Source organism: Bifidobacterium gallicum DSM 20093 = LMG 11596 (assembly GCF_000741205.1).
GTDB classification, from domain to species: domain Bacteria; phylum Actinomycetota; class Actinomycetes; order Actinomycetales; family Bifidobacteriaceae; genus Bifidobacterium; species Bifidobacterium gallicum.
On sequence record NZ_JGYW01000002.1, the window covers coordinates 229564 to 246534 of the forward strand.

General features: G+C 53.4%; 12 protein-coding genes and 1 tRNA gene. 6 read left to right on the plus strand and 7 right to left on the minus strand.

Going from position 1 to position 16971, the window contains the following annotated elements:
- Window positions 1-29 precede the first annotated feature (29 nt).
- The 5 genes from BGLCM_RS01755 to serS form a co-directional block, all read right to left on the minus strand.
- Complete coding sequence (locus BGLCM_RS01755; protein ID WP_006295216.1) at window positions 30-1100, minus strand: phosphotransferase enzyme family protein; 1071 nt, start codon at window positions 1098-1100, stop codon at window positions 30-32.
- Window positions 1101-1461: 361 nt separating this feature from the next.
- Window positions 1462-1626, minus strand: coding sequence for a hypothetical protein (locus BGLCM_RS08405; protein ID WP_006295218.1), 165 nt, complete (start codon window positions 1624-1626; stop codon window positions 1462-1464).
- A 290-nt stretch (window positions 1627-1916) separates the two neighbouring features.
- Window positions 1917-2891 carry a hypothetical protein gene (locus BGLCM_RS01760; RefSeq protein WP_006295219.1) on the minus strand — a complete coding sequence of 325 codons (975 nt, stop codon included), beginning with the start codon at window positions 2889-2891 and terminating at the stop codon, window positions 1917-1919.
- 794 nt (window positions 2892-3685) lie between these two features.
- Window positions 3686-3773: transfer RNA gene (locus tag BGLCM_RS01765), tRNA-Ser, on the minus strand.
- 59 nt (window positions 3774-3832) lie between these two features.
- Window positions 3833-5119, minus strand: coding sequence for a serine--tRNA ligase (gene serS / locus BGLCM_RS01770; RefSeq protein WP_044084493.1), 1287 nt, complete (start codon window positions 5117-5119; stop codon window positions 3833-3835).
- A gap of 312 nt (window positions 5120-5431) precedes the next feature.
- Between serS and BGLCM_RS01780 the strand changes: the two genes are divergently transcribed.
- From BGLCM_RS01780 to BGLCM_RS01795, 3 genes are all read left to right on the plus strand, one after another.
- Entirely contained in the window at window positions 5432-5896 is a 465-nt protein-coding gene (locus tag BGLCM_RS01780; RefSeq protein ID WP_006295222.1) for an IS607 family transposase, read from the plus strand.
- 462 nt (window positions 5897-6358) lie between these two features.
- Window positions 6359-7693 (plus strand): DUF262 domain-containing protein, encoded by a 1335-nt coding sequence (locus BGLCM_RS01790; protein WP_006295225.1) that lies wholly within the window; start codon window positions 6359-6361, stop codon window positions 7691-7693.
- 16 nt (window positions 7694-7709) lie between these two features.
- Window positions 7710-9665, plus strand: coding sequence for a GmrSD restriction endonuclease domain-containing protein (locus BGLCM_RS01795; RefSeq protein ID WP_006295226.1), 1956 nt, complete (start codon window positions 7710-7712; stop codon window positions 9663-9665).
- Window positions 9666-9762: 97 nt separating this feature from the next.
- Here the strand turns inward: BGLCM_RS01795 and BGLCM_RS01800 are convergent, their stop codons facing one another.
- The gene (locus BGLCM_RS01800; protein WP_044084496.1) at window positions 9763-11178 is read right to left on the minus strand and encodes a PD-(D/E)XK nuclease family protein; all 1416 of its coding nucleotides are present in this window, start codon (window positions 11176-11178) and stop codon (window positions 9763-9765) included.
- A gap of 352 nt (window positions 11179-11530) precedes the next feature.
- Here BGLCM_RS01800 and BGLCM_RS08740 point away from each other — a divergent pair, with 352 nt between their 5' ends.
- From BGLCM_RS08740 to BGLCM_RS01805, 3 genes are all read left to right on the plus strand, one after another.
- Window positions 11531-11683: a hypothetical protein gene (locus BGLCM_RS08740; RefSeq protein ID WP_006295228.1), complete on the plus strand. Its 153-nt coding sequence runs from the start codon at window positions 11531-11533 to the stop codon at window positions 11681-11683.
- 66 nt (window positions 11684-11749) lie between these two features.
- Complete coding sequence (locus BGLCM_RS08745; RefSeq protein WP_156097449.1) at window positions 11750-11902, plus strand: hypothetical protein; 153 nt, start codon at window positions 11750-11752, stop codon at window positions 11900-11902.
- Window positions 11903-12149: 247 nt separating this feature from the next.
- The gene (locus tag BGLCM_RS01805; protein WP_238548609.1) at window positions 12150-13322 is read left to right on the plus strand and encodes a diacylglycerol/lipid kinase family protein; all 1173 of its coding nucleotides are present in this window, start codon (window positions 12150-12152) and stop codon (window positions 13320-13322) included.
- A gap of 849 nt (window positions 13323-14171) precedes the next feature.
- On the opposite strand, the gene BGLCM_RS01810 is transcribed toward BGLCM_RS01805, so the two are convergent.
- On the minus strand, window positions 14172-16325 hold the full coding sequence (locus BGLCM_RS01810) for a glucose PTS transporter subunit IIA (protein WP_006295231.1): 2154 nt from the start codon (window positions 16323-16325) through the stop codon (window positions 14172-14174).
- Window positions 16326-16971 lie beyond the last annotated feature (646 nt).

A 16971-nucleotide genomic window follows, 5' to 3' on the forward strand; every position in this document is an offset into this window, starting at 1 on the left:
ATATGTTGCGTGGCGGAAGTCAATATCAATCAGTGGAGTAACCACTGTGAATCCGCGAGATACCGGTGTGCGCACAGCACACTGCCGAGAGCTTGTGCGGCGGCTAACCCGTCGGGAAGCGCGTCCTCACGGTGGTTGGTGGTCCAGCCGAGCATTTGCAGGCGACGGATCATTGACAAAGCCGACATGATTTCACGCTGCTCATCGGTGAACTCGCCGGCTACGGACTCGTAGCCGCGTACCCACGCCTTGGCGAGGTCGGAAGCGTAAGATTCGTGTTCAATGAAACTCAAAGAAGACGCGTAATCGTAGAGATACCAGCTGTATCCGGCGTCGTCGAAATCGATGACGGTCAACTCGCCGTTGTCGGCACGAATAATGTTGCTCGGACGCAGGTCAGCGTGAATCAAACCCCACGAGTCCGGCGTGCGCGGCGCTTGCATCATGACGGACAGGGCTTTCCACAAAGCCTTCTCGCAGATTTCCTTATCAATGTCCGATAATCCGGCCGTTTCCCAACGTCCCCAACGCGGAGCCGGACCAACCATGTCGGCGATATCCCAGTGGAAGCGACGGAAACCGAACGGCGCTGTCCAAGAACGCGACTGGTCGTGGAACTTGGCGGCCCACTGGCCGATCGTTTCATAATACGGAGCCGGATTGTCCAAATCTTCAAGCACAGTGCCCTCGACGAACTTCGTGGACACGACCGTCCAACCCACGCCGTTCGTGTCGCGGATTTTGGTGACGAATGTGCCGCGCACGGTGGGCACAGGCTTAATCAGGCGTACGCCTTGCACATCGTGCAGGGCAGCGAGCCAGCAGATTTCGGACGCCACAGCGTCAGCGCCACCCACGTAACCGGGTTGCGACACGCGTACGACGCCCGCCTCCTTGCCATCGAGCAGCAGCACGAACGTGGCGTTTTCAGAAACGGTAATCAGGTTGAGTTGCGCGCGCTCAGGCTCGATACCCCACGCGCCGCACACGCCTTGGAACAGCCAGTAGGGTGCCGGACTGCCTTTGGCCAAGTCGCTGAACGTGTCGAGTGAGAGTACGTCGACGGGATTGTCGAGCAGACTCATGATGGCTTGCGGCATGGTGACCTCGATTCCCCGCGCGGGCGGCGCGTCGTACTAAGGTTTGCGCTCTGAATGGCGCGGTGGGCAACGACGGGCCGCAAGGACGGATTCGGTGACGGACGGATGGTTATTGAAGGGCGTCTCACCGTGAGTTGCAGGTGTGGACGCCGGGATGCCATCGATTGTGCCGTAACGAAGCGGGGGGCGTGCTGGCGTGAGGTTTCCGAACCGTAAAGAAATCGGGTGCGCAGATTAATGGCCGGTAACCGGATGCTGAAGATTCATTGAGGATGCGACGCGAGAAAGACAGCGCGGGGACTACGTATTGATACAGGCGTCCAAAACGCGAACACCATCAGAGGCCGCCGTGATCCCGCTGTCAGTCGTTGATCAGCTCGGCCAATGACACGGCGTGCACCGTCGCGCACTGGCGTTGGAACTCTTTGCTGAGCAATGCTCCCGGACGGAACTGACGCAACGGAACCACCAGAGCGCACGCATAGCCAGCCCCTTGGAACGTCTCCACAGGAACGGCCACAACCATAACAATCAGCACAGGAAACTGACGGGCGGTTGATACAGCGGACGAGTCGGCGGCACTGGACGGAACGGGTGCAGCGGTTCGGAGCGTTTCTGTAGGGAATGGGCGGGGCATATATGCCACATATATGTTCGACCGCCTCTAGGTATAGTCGATGCGCACAAACGTGACGTAGTGCCATTTGCCATGCGTCATCGCAGCGCAACATTCGTCACAGCGCGCAGGGATACCGCCGCCTGCGAATGGCGAGCGCGGACGCGGACGCGGGACGTAAGTGCCACGCGCAAGTGCCGCTATTTCGTGTCGCCCAGCAACTTTCTCAACGAATCAGCACCCACAATCTTGCATTCACGCTGGAACGCCTTACGCGACGAGGGATCGTCTTTCATCTGGTTCAGCGGAATTACCAGCACGTCAAAGCGCATCGTCTCATCTTGCACATGAATTTTGAGCGGCACACTGTAGAGCGTGAGTTTCTTGGAATCCAGGTAGGGGGACACCCAGTTATAGATGACCTCGAACGCAATGGCGTCAACGGGCATCGTCAAACACACATTGGGCTCGTCTTTGACCGCTGAGGCGTTGGTGCCGAACAGTTTGATATGTTTGAGTGCGCCTTCCTTGAGCTGCATGAACCGATCCAGACAATACCGTTGATACAGATTGCTGATGGCCAACGGAACGGCCACCAACATAATCAGGCAGCCGATGGCCAACACGGTGTTATGCCACATATTCATGCACAGGTAGGAGAGCACAGCGAACAGGATTGCGCTCAGTATTTCAGCAGCCAGAACTGCTGCGCGCACGCCTGGTTTGGGTCGGCTCGACACGATTTGGCGCAGTTGACCGTTGCTACGCGAACCGAGCTGGGGTGAAATCTGGCCGTTACGGCTCATCCATACGCATAGTGGCCCTAAGACCATGGCCATCACGCCAATGATCAGGCAGAATGACAGCACCATCGAATACCACGAGGCATCCGGCGACACCTTGTTGCCCACAATGGACACGCCCAGCCCCACCAACACGATGACGATACCGATGATTTCAATCAGCCAATACGGATGATTGCGTGCGAACCCGGCGTTTTCATCGGCCACATGCTTACTTTTCGGCGGCTTGGGCACGTCCAATGGCACCAACACGGGCTTGCCATTGCGCCCCACTTTGGCTTTGGCAGTATGCACGGTATTGGTATCACTGGTGTCGTTGCCGTTGCGGTGCTGCACATCCGCACGACGATACCCCTTAGCTATATGCACCATTGCACATCCCTTCCGCGAGTGTCTCGTCACAACGGGCAAGACCGACCTTCACTTCTCTACACTGCCTCCTACCGTAATCGCCTCCTCTCGTCCCCGCAATACCTCGCGCGTTCCCATCCCCCTTCGCCCGCTCCATCCTTCCGCCTATTCCATCCCGAACGTAAGCCAGTTACGTTACGTGCGAAGCAAGGACACGACAAAACCCTGTATTTCCAAAGGCTGCCAAGTAACTCGCTTACGTGCGGGACGACAACCAGCTTTCCATCCCGCACGTAAGCCAGTTGCGTTACGTGCGGGAAGAGGGGCGGCCTTCACCCTCCCGCACGTAGCGCAATTGTCTTTCATATGAAAAAAGCAACGCAATCCCCTATATTTTCAAGGCACGCCAGGTAACTCGCTTACGTGCGAAACGACAGTCATCTTTCCCTCCCGCACATAAGCCAGTTACGTTACGTGCGGAAAAAGGAAATGACAAAACCCTGTATTTCCAGGGGTCGTCAAGCAACCCGCTTACGTGCGGGAAGACGACCGGACTTTTCCTCCCGCACGTAACGCAACTCGCTTACGTGCGGGAAGAGGGCAGCAAATCCTTAATTTCCAAGGGATAGGAGATAACTCGCTTACGTGCGGGATACGTGCGGGAAAGGATTGGGAGTGGGGGCGATATGTGGGGTTAGCGGAAATAATGATAATCAGTAACGGCAATCAATAACGATAGTCAATAATGACAATAGAGAAGGCAACAACGTAGGGACAGATAAACAAAACAGGCTCCGGGTTTCCGGAGCCTGTGATGGCGGATGAGGCGAGATTCGAACTCGCGGACGGTTGCCCGTCAACGGTTTTCAAGACCGTCTCCTTCGACCGCTCGGACACTCATCCATGCATCATGCAGCATAGCACGCAACCGTGTACAACACCATGCAGCAGACGCAAGACTATTATGCTTCCCACGTGGTCGGCTCAATGACTTCCTTGCCGCCCATGTAGGGACGCATGGCCGTTGGGATCACGATCGAACCGTCCTTCTGCTGGTGGTTCTCCATGATCGCGACAAGCCAACGCGTGGTGGCCAGCGTGCCGTTGAGCGTGGCGACGGGTTCAGTGCCGCCGTCGGCGATGCGCTCGCGGATGTTGAGACGACGCGCCTGATACTGCGTGCAGTTTGACGTGGACGTCAATTCGCGGTAGCGGCCCTGCGTCGGCACCCAAGCTTCACAGTCGAACTTGCGTGCGGCTGAAGAGCCCAGGTCACCGGCCGCCGTGTCGATCACACGATACGGCACTTCAACCTTGCCCAGCATTTCCTCTTCCATCGCAAGCAAGTGCTTGTGCTCGTCGTACGAGTCCTCAGGCTTGGCGTAAACGAACATCTCAACTTTGTCAAACTGGTGCACACGGATAATGCCCTGCGTGTCCTTGCCTGCCGAGCCAGCCTCACGGCGGTAGCAGGAGCTCCATCCGCAGTAACGCAACGGGCCGTTCGACAAATCAAGGATCTCATCCTCATGCATACCGGCGAGCGCCACTTCCGACGTGCCGACGAGATACTGGTCGTCGGGTTCACGCAAGCGGTAGATTTCATCGGCGTGCGAGTTCAGGAAGCCCGTGCCGCGCATGACTTCAGGACGCACGAGCGTAGGCGTGATGGCCAGCGTGAAACCGTGTTCATCGGCCTGGTCCACGGCCATTGTCAGCATGGCGATCTGCAGGCGTGCGATGGCGCCGCGCAGGAAGTAGAAGCGCGATCCGGCAACCTTCACGCCGCGTTCCATATCAATACCGGCAACGCCGCGACCCAATGTCAAGTGGTCCTTGGGTTCGAAGCCTTCTGCAGCGAAGTCGCGGATCTGGCCGACCTTCTTGACGACAACGTAATCATCCTCGCCGCCCTCGGGAGCTTCGGGCTCCACGATGTTGGACAGCTTCCACATGGCGGTCGTGTACTGTTCCGTGGCGGCGTCCGCATCCGCTTTGAACTGTGAGACACGCTCGGACAGTTCTTTGGTGCGCTTAATCAGTTCGGCTTTTTCATCGGCTGACGCCTTGGCGACCTGCTTGCCGATTTCTTTCTGCTGCGCACGTGCGGCCTCGAATTCTTTGAGTGAAGCACGACGCACTTCGTCTGCATGGAGCACTTCGTCTACGAGTTCCACGGATTCACCGCGCTTGCGCTGCGATTCCTTGACCACATCCGGATGCTCACGAATGAATTGAATATCAAGCATGGGGCTACCCTACCGCGGCAACATGACAGGAACAGGAGGTTGCGAATCCTATGGAACCGTACTGGCAGAACGGTTGAGCGCACCCTGTCTCCCCTTTTTCAGCAGGTCGACGTGAGCGGCGCCACGAGATTCATGACCGCCTTCCTGCAACGGTCATGGGCAACGCGCGCGGAAGTCTTGCAGAAAGCTGACGAAAGATATATGGAAAGCGTTGCCGAAGGCTTACGCAAGCGTTCTCAACTGGGTTGCCGAGAGTAATCGTCAGTTAATGAATATATTGACATTCGCTGTCATTGCATATGTAATGTGATCATGTTGAAGCCGAAGGATGTGGCGACCCGTCTCGGGGTGAGCGTCAAGACGTTGCAGCGTTGGGACAACGCGGGCATTTTCCCCGCTCACCGCAACCCGCAAGGCCGGCGCTACTACACCGAGGAGCAGGTGCTCGCCTATCTGGGAAAAATCCAGAAACCCCAACGTCTGCACGTCGCCTACGCGCGCGTGTCCAGCAGCGGACAGAAGGACGACCGGCAATCACAGGTCACGTTCCTGCGCCAATACGCGAACGCGAAGGGCGTCATCCTTAATGATGTGTTCACCGACATCGGTTCGGGCATGAACTACAAAAGGAAAAACTGGAACCACCTGATTTTCGACCTGATACTGCAAGGGCAGATGGAAACCGTGTACGTGACCTACAAGGATAGGTTTGCCCCGGCGGAATTCGGGCATGCGCATCCGTCCATGATTATGGGTTCACAGGGAATGCGTTCATGAAGCAGCATCCCAACATGCTCATCTTGTTCTATGAGTACTTCGATTCGCCGGAGAAAGTAGAATCGTCACCCCAGACCGCCGATGAGGGACGCCCATATATGGCCTCTCGTGCGCACCCCGGAAATGGGCGTCAGCTGATGGGTGCTGTCGTCACGCTGAATGGAACGAGACAGGCACTCCAACCTGAATCCATTAACAGCTGAGAATCTGCGTCAAAGAGCCTGGGACGAGCACATGGGGATGCAGGCCGTACGTGGTGATGCACAATTCACCGTTCAATCCGTAGGCATCCGAAGTCGACGATGACTCAATCATGCACTTTTTTGCATCTTCCCATTATTAACTATATTGTCACAAAACAAACATAACGCAAATAGAGCAGACACACTGCACAGCCACAATCCCACACCACGTTAATACTGAAAACAGCATCTGATCAATACTATTAAGGAACCACCATTTATGAAGGATACAAACACAACAGATATAACAAAAGTAGAAGAACCAAGCGAACATGCGCAAATCAAAAGTATAGAGGAACTTTTGAAGATGCCCCTGACCATTCCGGACTATCAACGACCCTACAAGTGGACGACTCATAACGTTTCCGATCTTCTGGATGATATTGAAACAGCCATCGAACAAAGCAGGCATTCCCATGGATCTGAAGGCCAAGCTGATTTCAAATATCGGATCGGCACCATCATCCTGCACCGAAACGACCAAAAGTATGAGATTGTAGATGGCCAGCAGAGAACGACTACGCTGCTCTTGCTTCGCCGCTATCTTATGGATGAATCAATAGATGCCCAGTTCATTGACATTGATTTACGCAATTCTGCAACACAAGCGAATCTCGCTGCCAATTATAGCTTTATCAGGGATTGGTTCAGCTCAAAAACCTCAAGCAGGAAGGATTTTCTTAATGCGTTCTCTAATGTGCTCGAGGTTGTGGTCATCACAGTCGAAAAACTCTCTGAAGCCTTCCAGTTATTCGATTCCCAGAATTCCAGAGGCCGCGCAATCGACCCACCAGATCTACTCAAAGCATACCATCTGCGCGAGATGAAAGACGACCTATTCAACATGCAACGCGCAGTCATCAAATGGGAAGCACGAAACCCATCCGAAATCAATACACTATTCCATGACTACCTCTTTCCGATTATCAAATGGTCAGACAAGAACAAGTGGGAACCCTTCACCGCTCAGCAAATCGACATATTCAAAGGAAGCCCAGTGGATTCCCCGTATTCATACGTCGCACGAACAAGAAAAGCCATGCCTTCATTCCAGATCACGGAGTCATTCATCGCCGGTGGAGATTTCTTTTCCATGGTTGATTATTACTTGGATATGCATCGCTATCTTGACAATGCCATTCAGGAAAAATCTGAATTCCGCGAAATCAACAAAATTATGAATAATTCGAAATGGAATGAATCTACTGGCTTCAAATATGCGAAAACCTTGTTTAAATGCGCATTGCTGCGCTATTACGACCGTTTCAGCAATCTTGACAAACACGCTGTGGAAAAACTGTTCCTTTGGGCATTCATGTTAAGAGTGGATATGCAAAACCTATCATTAACCAGCGTGAACCGGTATTCTATTGGCACAGACAGTACACGAGCAACACTCTATACAAACAATCTCCCAATGTTTTCAATCATCGATCACGCGCGAACACATACTGAGATTTCCAATCTGCAGATCACTGTGGAGCCTAAGGAAAATGGTCGCTGGAATAATTTGTACGAAGCATTGAAAAACATGACCAATAACACAATTTCTTGAATACAGGAGAAGAATCATGACGCATGGCAATGAACGGATGATTGACGAGTTGGTTGCGGACTCAATATTCAGCGGCAGCGAAATAACGAAGTACGTGATACCTATTTATCAGCGTGCATATGCATGGGGGGAAACTGAAATCGGACAATTGATCGATGATATCTGGGAGCATGAAGACGATACCTACTACATCGGTTCGCTCATCGTTCACAAGCGTGGCGATGAATATGAGGTGATTGATGGTCAGCAGCGTCTGACGACACTCCTGCTTCTATCTATCGTTCTACGTCAAAAACCAAATCGCAACCTGTCTTTCGACTGCCGCAAAAAGGCCAATAACACCCTGGACAAATATATTGATGGCAGAGAGATTCCCAATGAGGAGCTGGAAAAAGGACTCGCCGAAGGCATTGGAATCATAAAAAATAAGTTCAAAATAAATGAGAAAGGTGTACAAGACAAAAACGCTGAAATCCAAAAGAGTGAGTTTCTCCGTAAACTTAGCACAGTCAAATTGTTCAGAATCCAAGTTCCAGAACAAACCGATCTGAACCGCTATTTTGAGATCATGAATACGCGAGGAGAACAGCTTGAGCAGCACGATATCCTTAAAGCAAGGTTGATGAATGGTATCCACAACGTTTCAAAAAGGGAATGGTTTGCCAAGATTTGGAATGCATGCAGCGACATGACAGGCTATGTTCAAATGCACTTTGGCACAAACGCACGAAATCACATATTCTCTAATGGCTGGGATCAACTCAAGACTGATTATGAGTACGAAAACAACCAAGACCAAGCAGAAGAACCAAAACTTACAATCGGAGATATCCTTTCCCCGGGATTCAAAGCGAAAGTCGCGGATGTTGGAATAGAGACAAGCGGCCGCGTACGTTTTGAAAGCATCATTTCATTCCCATACTTCCTCCTTCATGTGCTTCGTGTCTTCGTCAACACTCATAGAATTACCCTAGGCAGTGGAGAAGAGCTGCCGGACCAGCTAGACGACAAGAAATTGCTCACTGAATTCAAGCATGTAGGTGAGCAAATCACGCAAGAGAGCCAGGTTGACATGGACATGGAAGAATTCGCATCGCAGTTTGCGCAGTGCTTACTCACGTGTCGCTTTCTGTTCGATAAATACATCATCAAACGAGAGTTCGCGAATGAATCCACAGATGGCGAATGGAGTCTCAAGCAACTTGAGGCACACGGCGAGAAAGGCAAGAGATCCGCGTTCTACACAAATACAAAACTTCGAAAAAGCAGGGAGCGAAATACGACTGCAGAATACCGACATAAAGAAAGCATCATGCTGCAATCGTGCCTGCGCGTATCCTACACGTCTGCTAAAACAATGCACTGGATAACGGAACTGCTTGAATGGCTGTATGAGAATATCGATGATCTTGCCGATGGCACGGAAAGCTGGGATCAATACCCTGTACGCATTGAGCAGATCGCCCAGAAAGCAGTAGTGCCTTTTCTGGAGAACAGGAATTTCGAAATGGGGGTGAGCACTCCACACATCGTGTTCAACTACCTTGACTATCTCCTGTGGAAAGAAAATCCTAAAAAATACGATGATTTTGCATTCGAGTTCCGCAACTCGGTAGAACATTGGTACCCGCAACACCCATCTGAAGGCACTTTTGATAGTTGGACAAAGGTAGACTGCTTCGGCAATCTTTGCATTCTCGCACGCAATGCCAATTCCAAATTCTCCAATCTGGCTCCGGATTCCAAGAAAAACACCTATCGTGACATCATCAAAAAGGGAAGCCTCAAACTGCGAATCATGGCAGAGAAGACCATTGACGGGCCAAATTCGAACGCAGATTGGAAAGACCACGCTGAGTCCTATGGCCTCGAAATGATAAAGAAACTCATAGAGGCATGTGGCTTACCCAAGACCGGATTTCCACGAAATTCTCAGTCCGACGCTCCAGTTGAATGTTTCCCGGACGCATAGAGAAAAGTAGCAAGACTCACTCCTGAAGCCTCTTGGGTATCAGGGCATCCATCCCCCGCATTCGCATCATTGCTTGGAGTGGTGTGGAGTCACGCTATTATGAGCGCTTCTCCCGCCTAGCCTTCGCAATAGCCCGCGATTGCTGAATCCACGTATTGATCTGGGCGCGCAACGACTCGTCATCCATGGCCTGCAGGGTCTTGACATCGCTCTTTACAATACGGGGGAGATTCATGCCGCGGGGAACGCTAATAGGATCATTCGGGAAGACGCCTCTGGTATCGCCAGAAAGATAGACGGGATCCTCACCAGTTCCTTCAGCGGGGAAGAAAGTCAATCCCTGCCCTTTTCCTGAAGTCATCTTTATTTCGACGATATTATTACCGGCTTCCGAGTCAGTGGGACTAATACGAGACTCCTTAGGCTCCTTGCCATATGTGGTAGAATCATCTGCCCCCGGCAACTTATTGAGAGCATACAGATTGAAAATACGACGAACAAGCCGTTGCGCACCTACGTTCTTCGTATGAACTTGCTTGCCCGCGCATAGCGCCTCGTAGACCCTTCCCACAAGCATCTTGGCGTCCTGGAATGGCATCCGATCACCTAATGCCAGCTGGAAGGCTTGCCCAGCTTCCTGCACTTCCTGCATAGATGAATCATCGCCACCATCTTCGTCATTATCACCCACGAAGTAGGTGTGCAGCAAGTCAATGTTTTCCTTATACGGCTCAAACGCAGAAAAAGCGTCATCTTCCAAATCCAGCTTGCTCTGTGTATTGATACGGAAATCTTTGACGAGCTTCATCGCATCCAGGTCTGTCAACTTGGGGAGCAAATCATCAAGCATGGAAACAAGATCAGCATATGACATGTCATGCCATTGATACTGCCATTGTGAATACTCCTCCTCATTCTCAGGGAAAGAAGGCGGACGATGTCCATCTATCGTCAGGAAGAGGTAAACGGCATGCGGATATGAACGCTTATCGCCATAAAGTGCATGGCCATCTACAGTCTCATAGTATTTTTCGAGTTGAGAAACCTTCTTCTTGCATTTAACGACTTTCCCCTCAGCATCTTGCTCCTCGACTACAGCCTCCACGATGTCGCTTTCATGCTCGTCCGATCCCATTTTCGCTTCAATCACCACGAGTAATCCAGCGCTGCGATCATGGGCAAAAACGTCAATATGGTTGCCTAAAGCTTCAGTCTCAGCACCATCTTGATCGTCAGGAACATACGTATCCCCGCTCTGGGTCAATTCCACGCCGGCATAATTCGCGATCCAACGCATGGCCGCATCCCCAAGGCCATGGTTTGCGGTAGGATCAAGCAACCAGCGCAACATCTTACAGAAACGTGTTTCGTAGCTCTCACGTCCATATTCGAGAATCGACCAAAAGTTAGGGGTTTTTGCATCCAGCAACAGTGCCTGCGTCTTCGGCTGTTGAGCCAGCTGCTCAAGTTGACTGATCAACCCCTCCATTGCGTTTTTCTCATTATTGCCCATATTGGGCCTCCTTACGCTGCAGTGCATATGACGTACAACTGTTCTCAATCGAAGTTCTCCTTCGATCTGTATCAGTATGAAACGCAATTATCGGCATATGCAGTTTTCTGCATGTGCTAGGAGCCAAAGTCTAGGATGAAAATGTATCAGGGTATTTGTCATGTTGCGGAACAAGTGAGAGCGTAGCTCATATTGGCGATAGCAACCAGGCAGGGGCCCGACAAATGAATCGAACCCGTGGCTGTTTGCAATTCAAAACCTCTTGAAACCAGTTCCCCAGCATTAGCATATGAGCAAGGCGGATTCTAATGGTCGTTGCAACGCTCGGAGGTTTTTCAGGGAGTGTTGAGTGATGGGATACGAGTTCGAGGGCATGGAGTACGCCAGACTGGCGGACATGCGGCCGGTGCGCCGCCAACGCTACGTGGAGTTGCTCGACCGGGGGCTGAACTTCACACAGGCAGCGCATGTCGTGGGTGTCTCCAAGCGCACGGGCAACGCATGACGTAACGGGCGTACCCGTGCCATGGGACGCAACGAGAGGCCGTTGCTACATTGGTATCCTAAGGGCGTGAGAGCCAAGCAGCAGACCACTTCCGGGCGTTACCTGAGCGAGTCCGAACGGCTCTACGTCCAGGTGACGCTCGGCATGATGGACGAGCATGTGCGCATCCGCGAACATGCACGCGCCACTACCCGACCCTCTCAGCGTCTTTCCGACTGAGAAACATTCTCCCGTAGGGGTTGGCAGTGGTTGGCGCTCTCCCGTAACAAGCCCTTCGCATTTGATTATGCAAGGGCTGCCCGTGCCGTTGTGTGAGAGTGTGCGCATTCTGACACGCGAGGGATGGCCTGTACGTGTCATATTGCGAGTGCGCGCAGGGAGTTTTGCACTCGATTGCATCCGGCTGCTGTGACACAATGGGAAGGCACGAGTGTTACGGAAAGTAGGCATACACATGAATGGGTGGATGGTCACGCTGATAGTGATTGGCTGCATTGTTGCCGTTGTGTTGCTGATCGTTGGCATTACCGCCATCATGCGTGCTGTGCAGCGCAAGCGTCACGCTGAACTCGTGGCGGCGCGTGACGATGACCAGGTGCGCTACACGTTTGTCATCAACCCGTCCAAGCCAATGGCTGAACAGCATCGCGAACGTATTCGCGAGTACTGCCAGGAACGTGGCATCACTGACGTTTCGTTCATCGACACCCAGCTTGACAAATCCGGTCGCGTGTGTGCTCTTGAAGCACTTGAGAAAGGCGCCGACGTGGTCATTGCCGTGGGTGGCGACGGCACTGTGCGCACGGTTGCCAGCGCCATGGCCGGTTCAGGCCACGCCATGGGCATCATTCCGATTGGTACCGGCAATTTGTTCGCACGCAACATGGGCATTCCTGTGGACGACATTGACGCGGCCATCGGCATTGCGATTTCGCACGGTTCACGTCGCGTCGATCTTGGACGCCTGTTCTTGCCGGAAGAGGAGCCGCTCAATACACGCGGCCATGCGTTCCTGATTATTGCCGGCATGGGTTTTGACGCGTTGATGATTGACGACGCCGACCCCGAACTCAAGAAGAACATCTCCTGGCTCGCTTATTTCGTGTCTGGCGCCAAACATTTGTTCGCTCCGAAATACCATGCCAGCGTTCGCATCACGCGCGCGGACGGTTCGGCCATCACGAATCCGTCGCTCGCGTTCCGCACGTTCATGGCTGGCAACTGCGGCCAGATTCCAGTGTTTTCACTGATGCCCGACGCCTCGTTCAGTGACGGCCTGCTGGATTTCGAGGTCATTGATACGTCGGGTGGCATATTGGGTTGGGCCAACCTGTTTGGTGACGTGGTCCATCAGACGATTGTCAAACGCGCCGAACAGCATCCACTTTCGCATAATTCCACGATTGACCAGATTCAGGGTGTGGAAGCCGAGCTGCGGCTGGGTAAGAAAGTGCCCGTTCAGGTGGACGGCGATTTGCTACCGGCAGCCGACCACGTGATTTTCCGCGTGGAGAGCGACTCGTTAATTGTGCGCGTACCCGAGCCAATAGTCGGCGAGTCTACCGCTCAATTCCGTCTCGAAGATTTGCAACGCTACAGCGAGCAGCAGGAAAAAGCACGCCGTTCTTCGCGCCATTGATACGCATTGTTTGCGCTCTTGAAACGGTCTCTCAAGACTGCATTACGTCAGGCATATATCTCACGCTGCGCTAACAAGTATATGCACATTCTATAGTTGAGATTATTCTTGTGCCGCCATTCTTTATATCTTTTTTTATTTCCGCCACACCCCCCATGGCGTGCCCAAACTTCGCCACCCACCACCTCACTAACTCTCACCACTACCCCAGCCCGCCAAGCTCAGCCACCCTGACATCACCAGCACCCCAACAGTTGCATTTCCCAATCATTGCATCACTTCCCACTCCGCCCACACACCCCCTTTGCGCCCTCACCCCACTCCCCGCTCACCCACCCCCTTATCCCGCACGTAAGCTAACTACGTTACGTGCGGGATAAGGGGGGATGGGTGGGATGGAGCGGGAAAACGGGAATAAGGGGGGAGGAAGAGGGGAATAAAGAAGGACAGGGAAGAATATAAGGAAAGGCAGGGAAGGATAGAGAAGAATAGGACAGGATAAAGAAGGACAAAGAGGAGTAGAGAAAGAATAAAGAGGAAATTTAGAACAAGAAAGAAAATGGTCAGTATTGAAATGGAATAGATTTTGCCATGAATAATCTGACAGATAGAAGACGCTGAATAGTCAGACAGTTAATAAGCAATGAACAACAGAGTTTCTCAATATAAATTAGTAGACAGATTAATATCAACAAATAGATAGATTGATCTAAACAGGAATGGCATAACAAAAATAAGCGGATTGGACGGTACCGCCAAGAAACGGTACTCAATCGCTTATTGAAGATTGGAACCGGGCTGCAGGAGGCAAGAGAGCTCACCTCGCGCAGCCCAGCAAGCTCGAGCAGATCAGTGCTTGATTGTGATGACCTGCTCGCCGGCAGTGACGTCCTGCTCGGCGATCGGATCCACGGACGCCAGAGCGGCCGTGTTGAGCACGGTCATCAGCGTCGTGGTGCTGTAACCGGCTTCAGCAACAGCGTTGAAATCAACGGTCACGAGCGGATCCTCGCCGACGTTGACACGCTGGCCTTCCTTGACGTGCACGTTGAAGCCCTTGCCTTCCATCTTGACGGTGTCAATGCCCACGTGGACGAGAATCTCCACACCATCATCGGTCTTGACGCCGAACGCGTGGCCGGTTTCCGCAACCGTTTGCAGCACGCCGGCGACCGGAGCGACGACTTCAGCATCGCGCGGCTCAATAGCCACACCAGAACCCAGCGCACCCGAAGCGAACACGGGGTCACCACAGTCCGCAAGCGCAATCACGTGGCCATTCATCGGCGAGTAGACAGCGCTCGTCACCGCGGGGTTCGCACCAGTGACATCCATCACAGGAGCGTCCACAGGCTTGTCTCCGGGCAGCAGGTTGTCGTCTTCGTGAGTCTCGGCGTACTCAACTGCAGCGCGGTTGGCATCGGTTTCATTCGCCTGCTCAGCACGGGCGGCGGCCACACGGGCCAGCACTTCAGCCTTCTGCTCAGGCGTGCGGTAATCGAAGAAGATGATCAGCAGCATCGAAACCACGAACGCCACGGCGATCGAAATCGCATACACCCACATCTGATTGAACACAGGAATCGTCAGCAGTGATGCGAAAGCGAATGCCGACGTCGTCACACCACGCACCACTTCACCAGTGTCAGTCGTCGACGGGAACAGCCAGCCGAGCACAGCGATCGTGACACCACCGGCGGCGCAGCCAATCAGCATGCGACGGTAGATGAGCTTGAAACGCAAGTGGGTGCCGTACAGCGACGGCTCGGAAACGCCACCAAGCAGGCCTGCTGCCAAAGCGCCACCAGCGGTCTGACGCATCTCGGCGTCATGGTCACGCAGCGAAAGCACGAGCACGCCGGCCGTGGCGCCGAAGCAGGCGAAGTTCCACGTGCCCATCGGACCCTGGATGAAGTCGTAGCCGAGCGTCTGAATGTTGGCCAGCATCAACGCGTTGAGCGGCCAGTGCAGACCCAGTGGCACGAGGAACGGGTAAATCATAGGAATCAGGATCGCGAAAATGAACGGAGCGTGCGTGTTGAGCCACGACAAGCCAACGCCCAGGCCGTTGCCAACCCAAATGCCGATCGGGCCGATCAGGAAGGCCGTCAACGCGCCCACAATGATCATCGACAGGAACGGCACGAACACAAGCTGCACCGAATCAGGAATGACACTCTTCAAACCGCGATACACGAGCGCCAGCACGGCAGCCATCAACAGCGGCACAAACACGTTGCCCGAGTAATCATTAAGCTGCATCGGAATGTTGAACACGCGCGTCATACACTGCGTGTTGCCCATGACCTTATGGCAGACCGTATCAGCCCAGTTGGTGCTCAGCAAGCTCATGAACGATGGCGTCATCAACGCGCCCATGATTGCGGCGCCAACCCACGGATCAACCTTGAGCTTCTTCGACGCGTTGTAGGCGATCATGATCGGCAGGAAGTAGAACACGCCCTTGTACAGCGCCTGGATGAACACAGTGGTCGGCGAATCGGTTTCCGACTGGATCCAGCCGCATGCGATACACACGTTCAGGATTGCGATAATCAGCGATGCACCCAGCAACACGCCAAGGATCGGGCGGAACGAGTCGGAAAGGTACTCGAAGAACGAATCGATCCAAGCCGGCTTCTTCGTCTTGGCGCGCGCCTGCGCCTTGACTTCAGCATCGGAGAGGCCTTCGGTATTGCCGAACGTGCCATCGCCAGAATCCGCGCTCTTGGCGGCGGTTGCCGAACCGAGGTCCTGCATCTGGGGCAGCTGCATGATGTCGTTGTAAACGTTGGCCACGCCACCGCCGATGACCACCTGATACCGGTCACCGCTCTGCGGCACAGCGCCCAGCACGCCCTTCATATGTTCCAGAGCGGACTGGTCCACCTTGTTTGCGTCAACAAGTTCAAAACGCAGTCGCGTGGCACAGTGCGTCAGGCTCTTGACGTTGCCTGCACCGCCCACGGCATCAATGATCTGCGCGGCAGTTGATTGCGCCATAGTGATCCTTTCTCATTCTTTCCATCCCGTCCACGCATAGCAGCGCATGTGCCCCCTCGCACGGCAGCGACCCCGCTGCGTCTGACGACGACACTGTGCATCCAAACACGCCCAAAGCCGAACGGACAAGCCCCGGACAAGCCTCGGACAAACACCGGTCAGTCCACGGACAAGCCCCGACCGAGCCAAGGTCGAGCCAAAAACGGTCCAACAGCAAGCCATGAACGCATCATGAACGCATCATGAACCACCACCGACCCGTTTCAGCCACGCCTCGCAGGCCAACAGGCCCTGCCCGCAAGTCAGACTTGGGCGCATGCGAGAGAGCATTACTTCGATCACTCTGACGCAACCTGATGCAGCCTGAGGCAGCCGAGCTAGCCTGAGCCAGCCCGAGCCAACCTGATGGTCAAAGTCCACCCGACGGTCAACATGAGTCAGTCAACCAGCGCAATACCACATCAATGTTCAAAAATGATCAAAGCCCGCTCCTGCAGCTTCGTGAATCATCTCACACACTACATCGAACCACAGTCAGCAAACCTTTTCTGCCGCCATTTTCCGTTAATTCATTTAACTTTCTAACCCCCTTCACAACGACTTTTCCGCATGTTTTCAGAAAACGTTTTACATATTGCGCCTACAG

What these genes read in the sequence shown, in the direction of transcription:
- BGLCM_RS01755 (WP_006295216.1), bottom strand. Translation starts at nt 1,100, where the DNA reads ATGCCGCAAGCCATCATGAGTCTGCTCGACAATCCCGTCGACGTACTC.
- BGLCM_RS08405 (WP_006295218.1), bottom strand. Translation starts at nt 1,626, where the DNA reads ATGGTTGTGGCCGTTCCTGTGGAGACGTTCCAAGGGGCTGGCTATGCG.
- BGLCM_RS01760 (WP_006295219.1), bottom strand. Translation starts at nt 2,891, where the DNA reads ATGGTGCATATAGCTAAGGGGTATCGTCGTGCGGATGTGCAGCACCGC.
- serS (WP_044084493.1), bottom strand. Translation starts at nt 5,119, where the DNA reads ATGCTTGATATTCAATTCATTCGTGAGCATCCGGATGTGGTCAAGGAA.
- BGLCM_RS01780 (WP_006295222.1), top strand. Translation starts at nt 5,432, where the DNA reads ATGTTGAAGCCGAAGGATGTGGCGACCCGTCTCGGGGTGAGCGTCAAG.
- BGLCM_RS01790 (WP_006295225.1), top strand. Translation starts at nt 6,359, where the DNA reads ATGAAGGATACAAACACAACAGATATAACAAAAGTAGAAGAACCAAGC.
- BGLCM_RS01795 (WP_006295226.1), top strand. Translation starts at nt 7,710, where the DNA reads ATGACGCATGGCAATGAACGGATGATTGACGAGTTGGTTGCGGACTCA.
- BGLCM_RS01800 (WP_044084496.1), bottom strand. Translation starts at nt 11,178, where the DNA reads ATGGGCAATAATGAGAAAAACGCAATGGAGGGGTTGATCAGTCAACTT.
- BGLCM_RS08740 (WP_006295228.1), top strand. Translation starts at nt 11,531, where the DNA reads ATGGGATACGAGTTCGAGGGCATGGAGTACGCCAGACTGGCGGACATG.
- BGLCM_RS01805 (WP_238548609.1), top strand. Translation starts at nt 12,150, where the DNA reads ATGGTCACGCTGATAGTGATTGGCTGCATTGTTGCCGTTGTGTTGCTG.
- BGLCM_RS01810 (WP_006295231.1), bottom strand. Translation starts at nt 16,325, where the DNA reads ATGGCGCAATCAACTGCCGCGCAGATCATTGATGCCGTGGGCGGTGCA.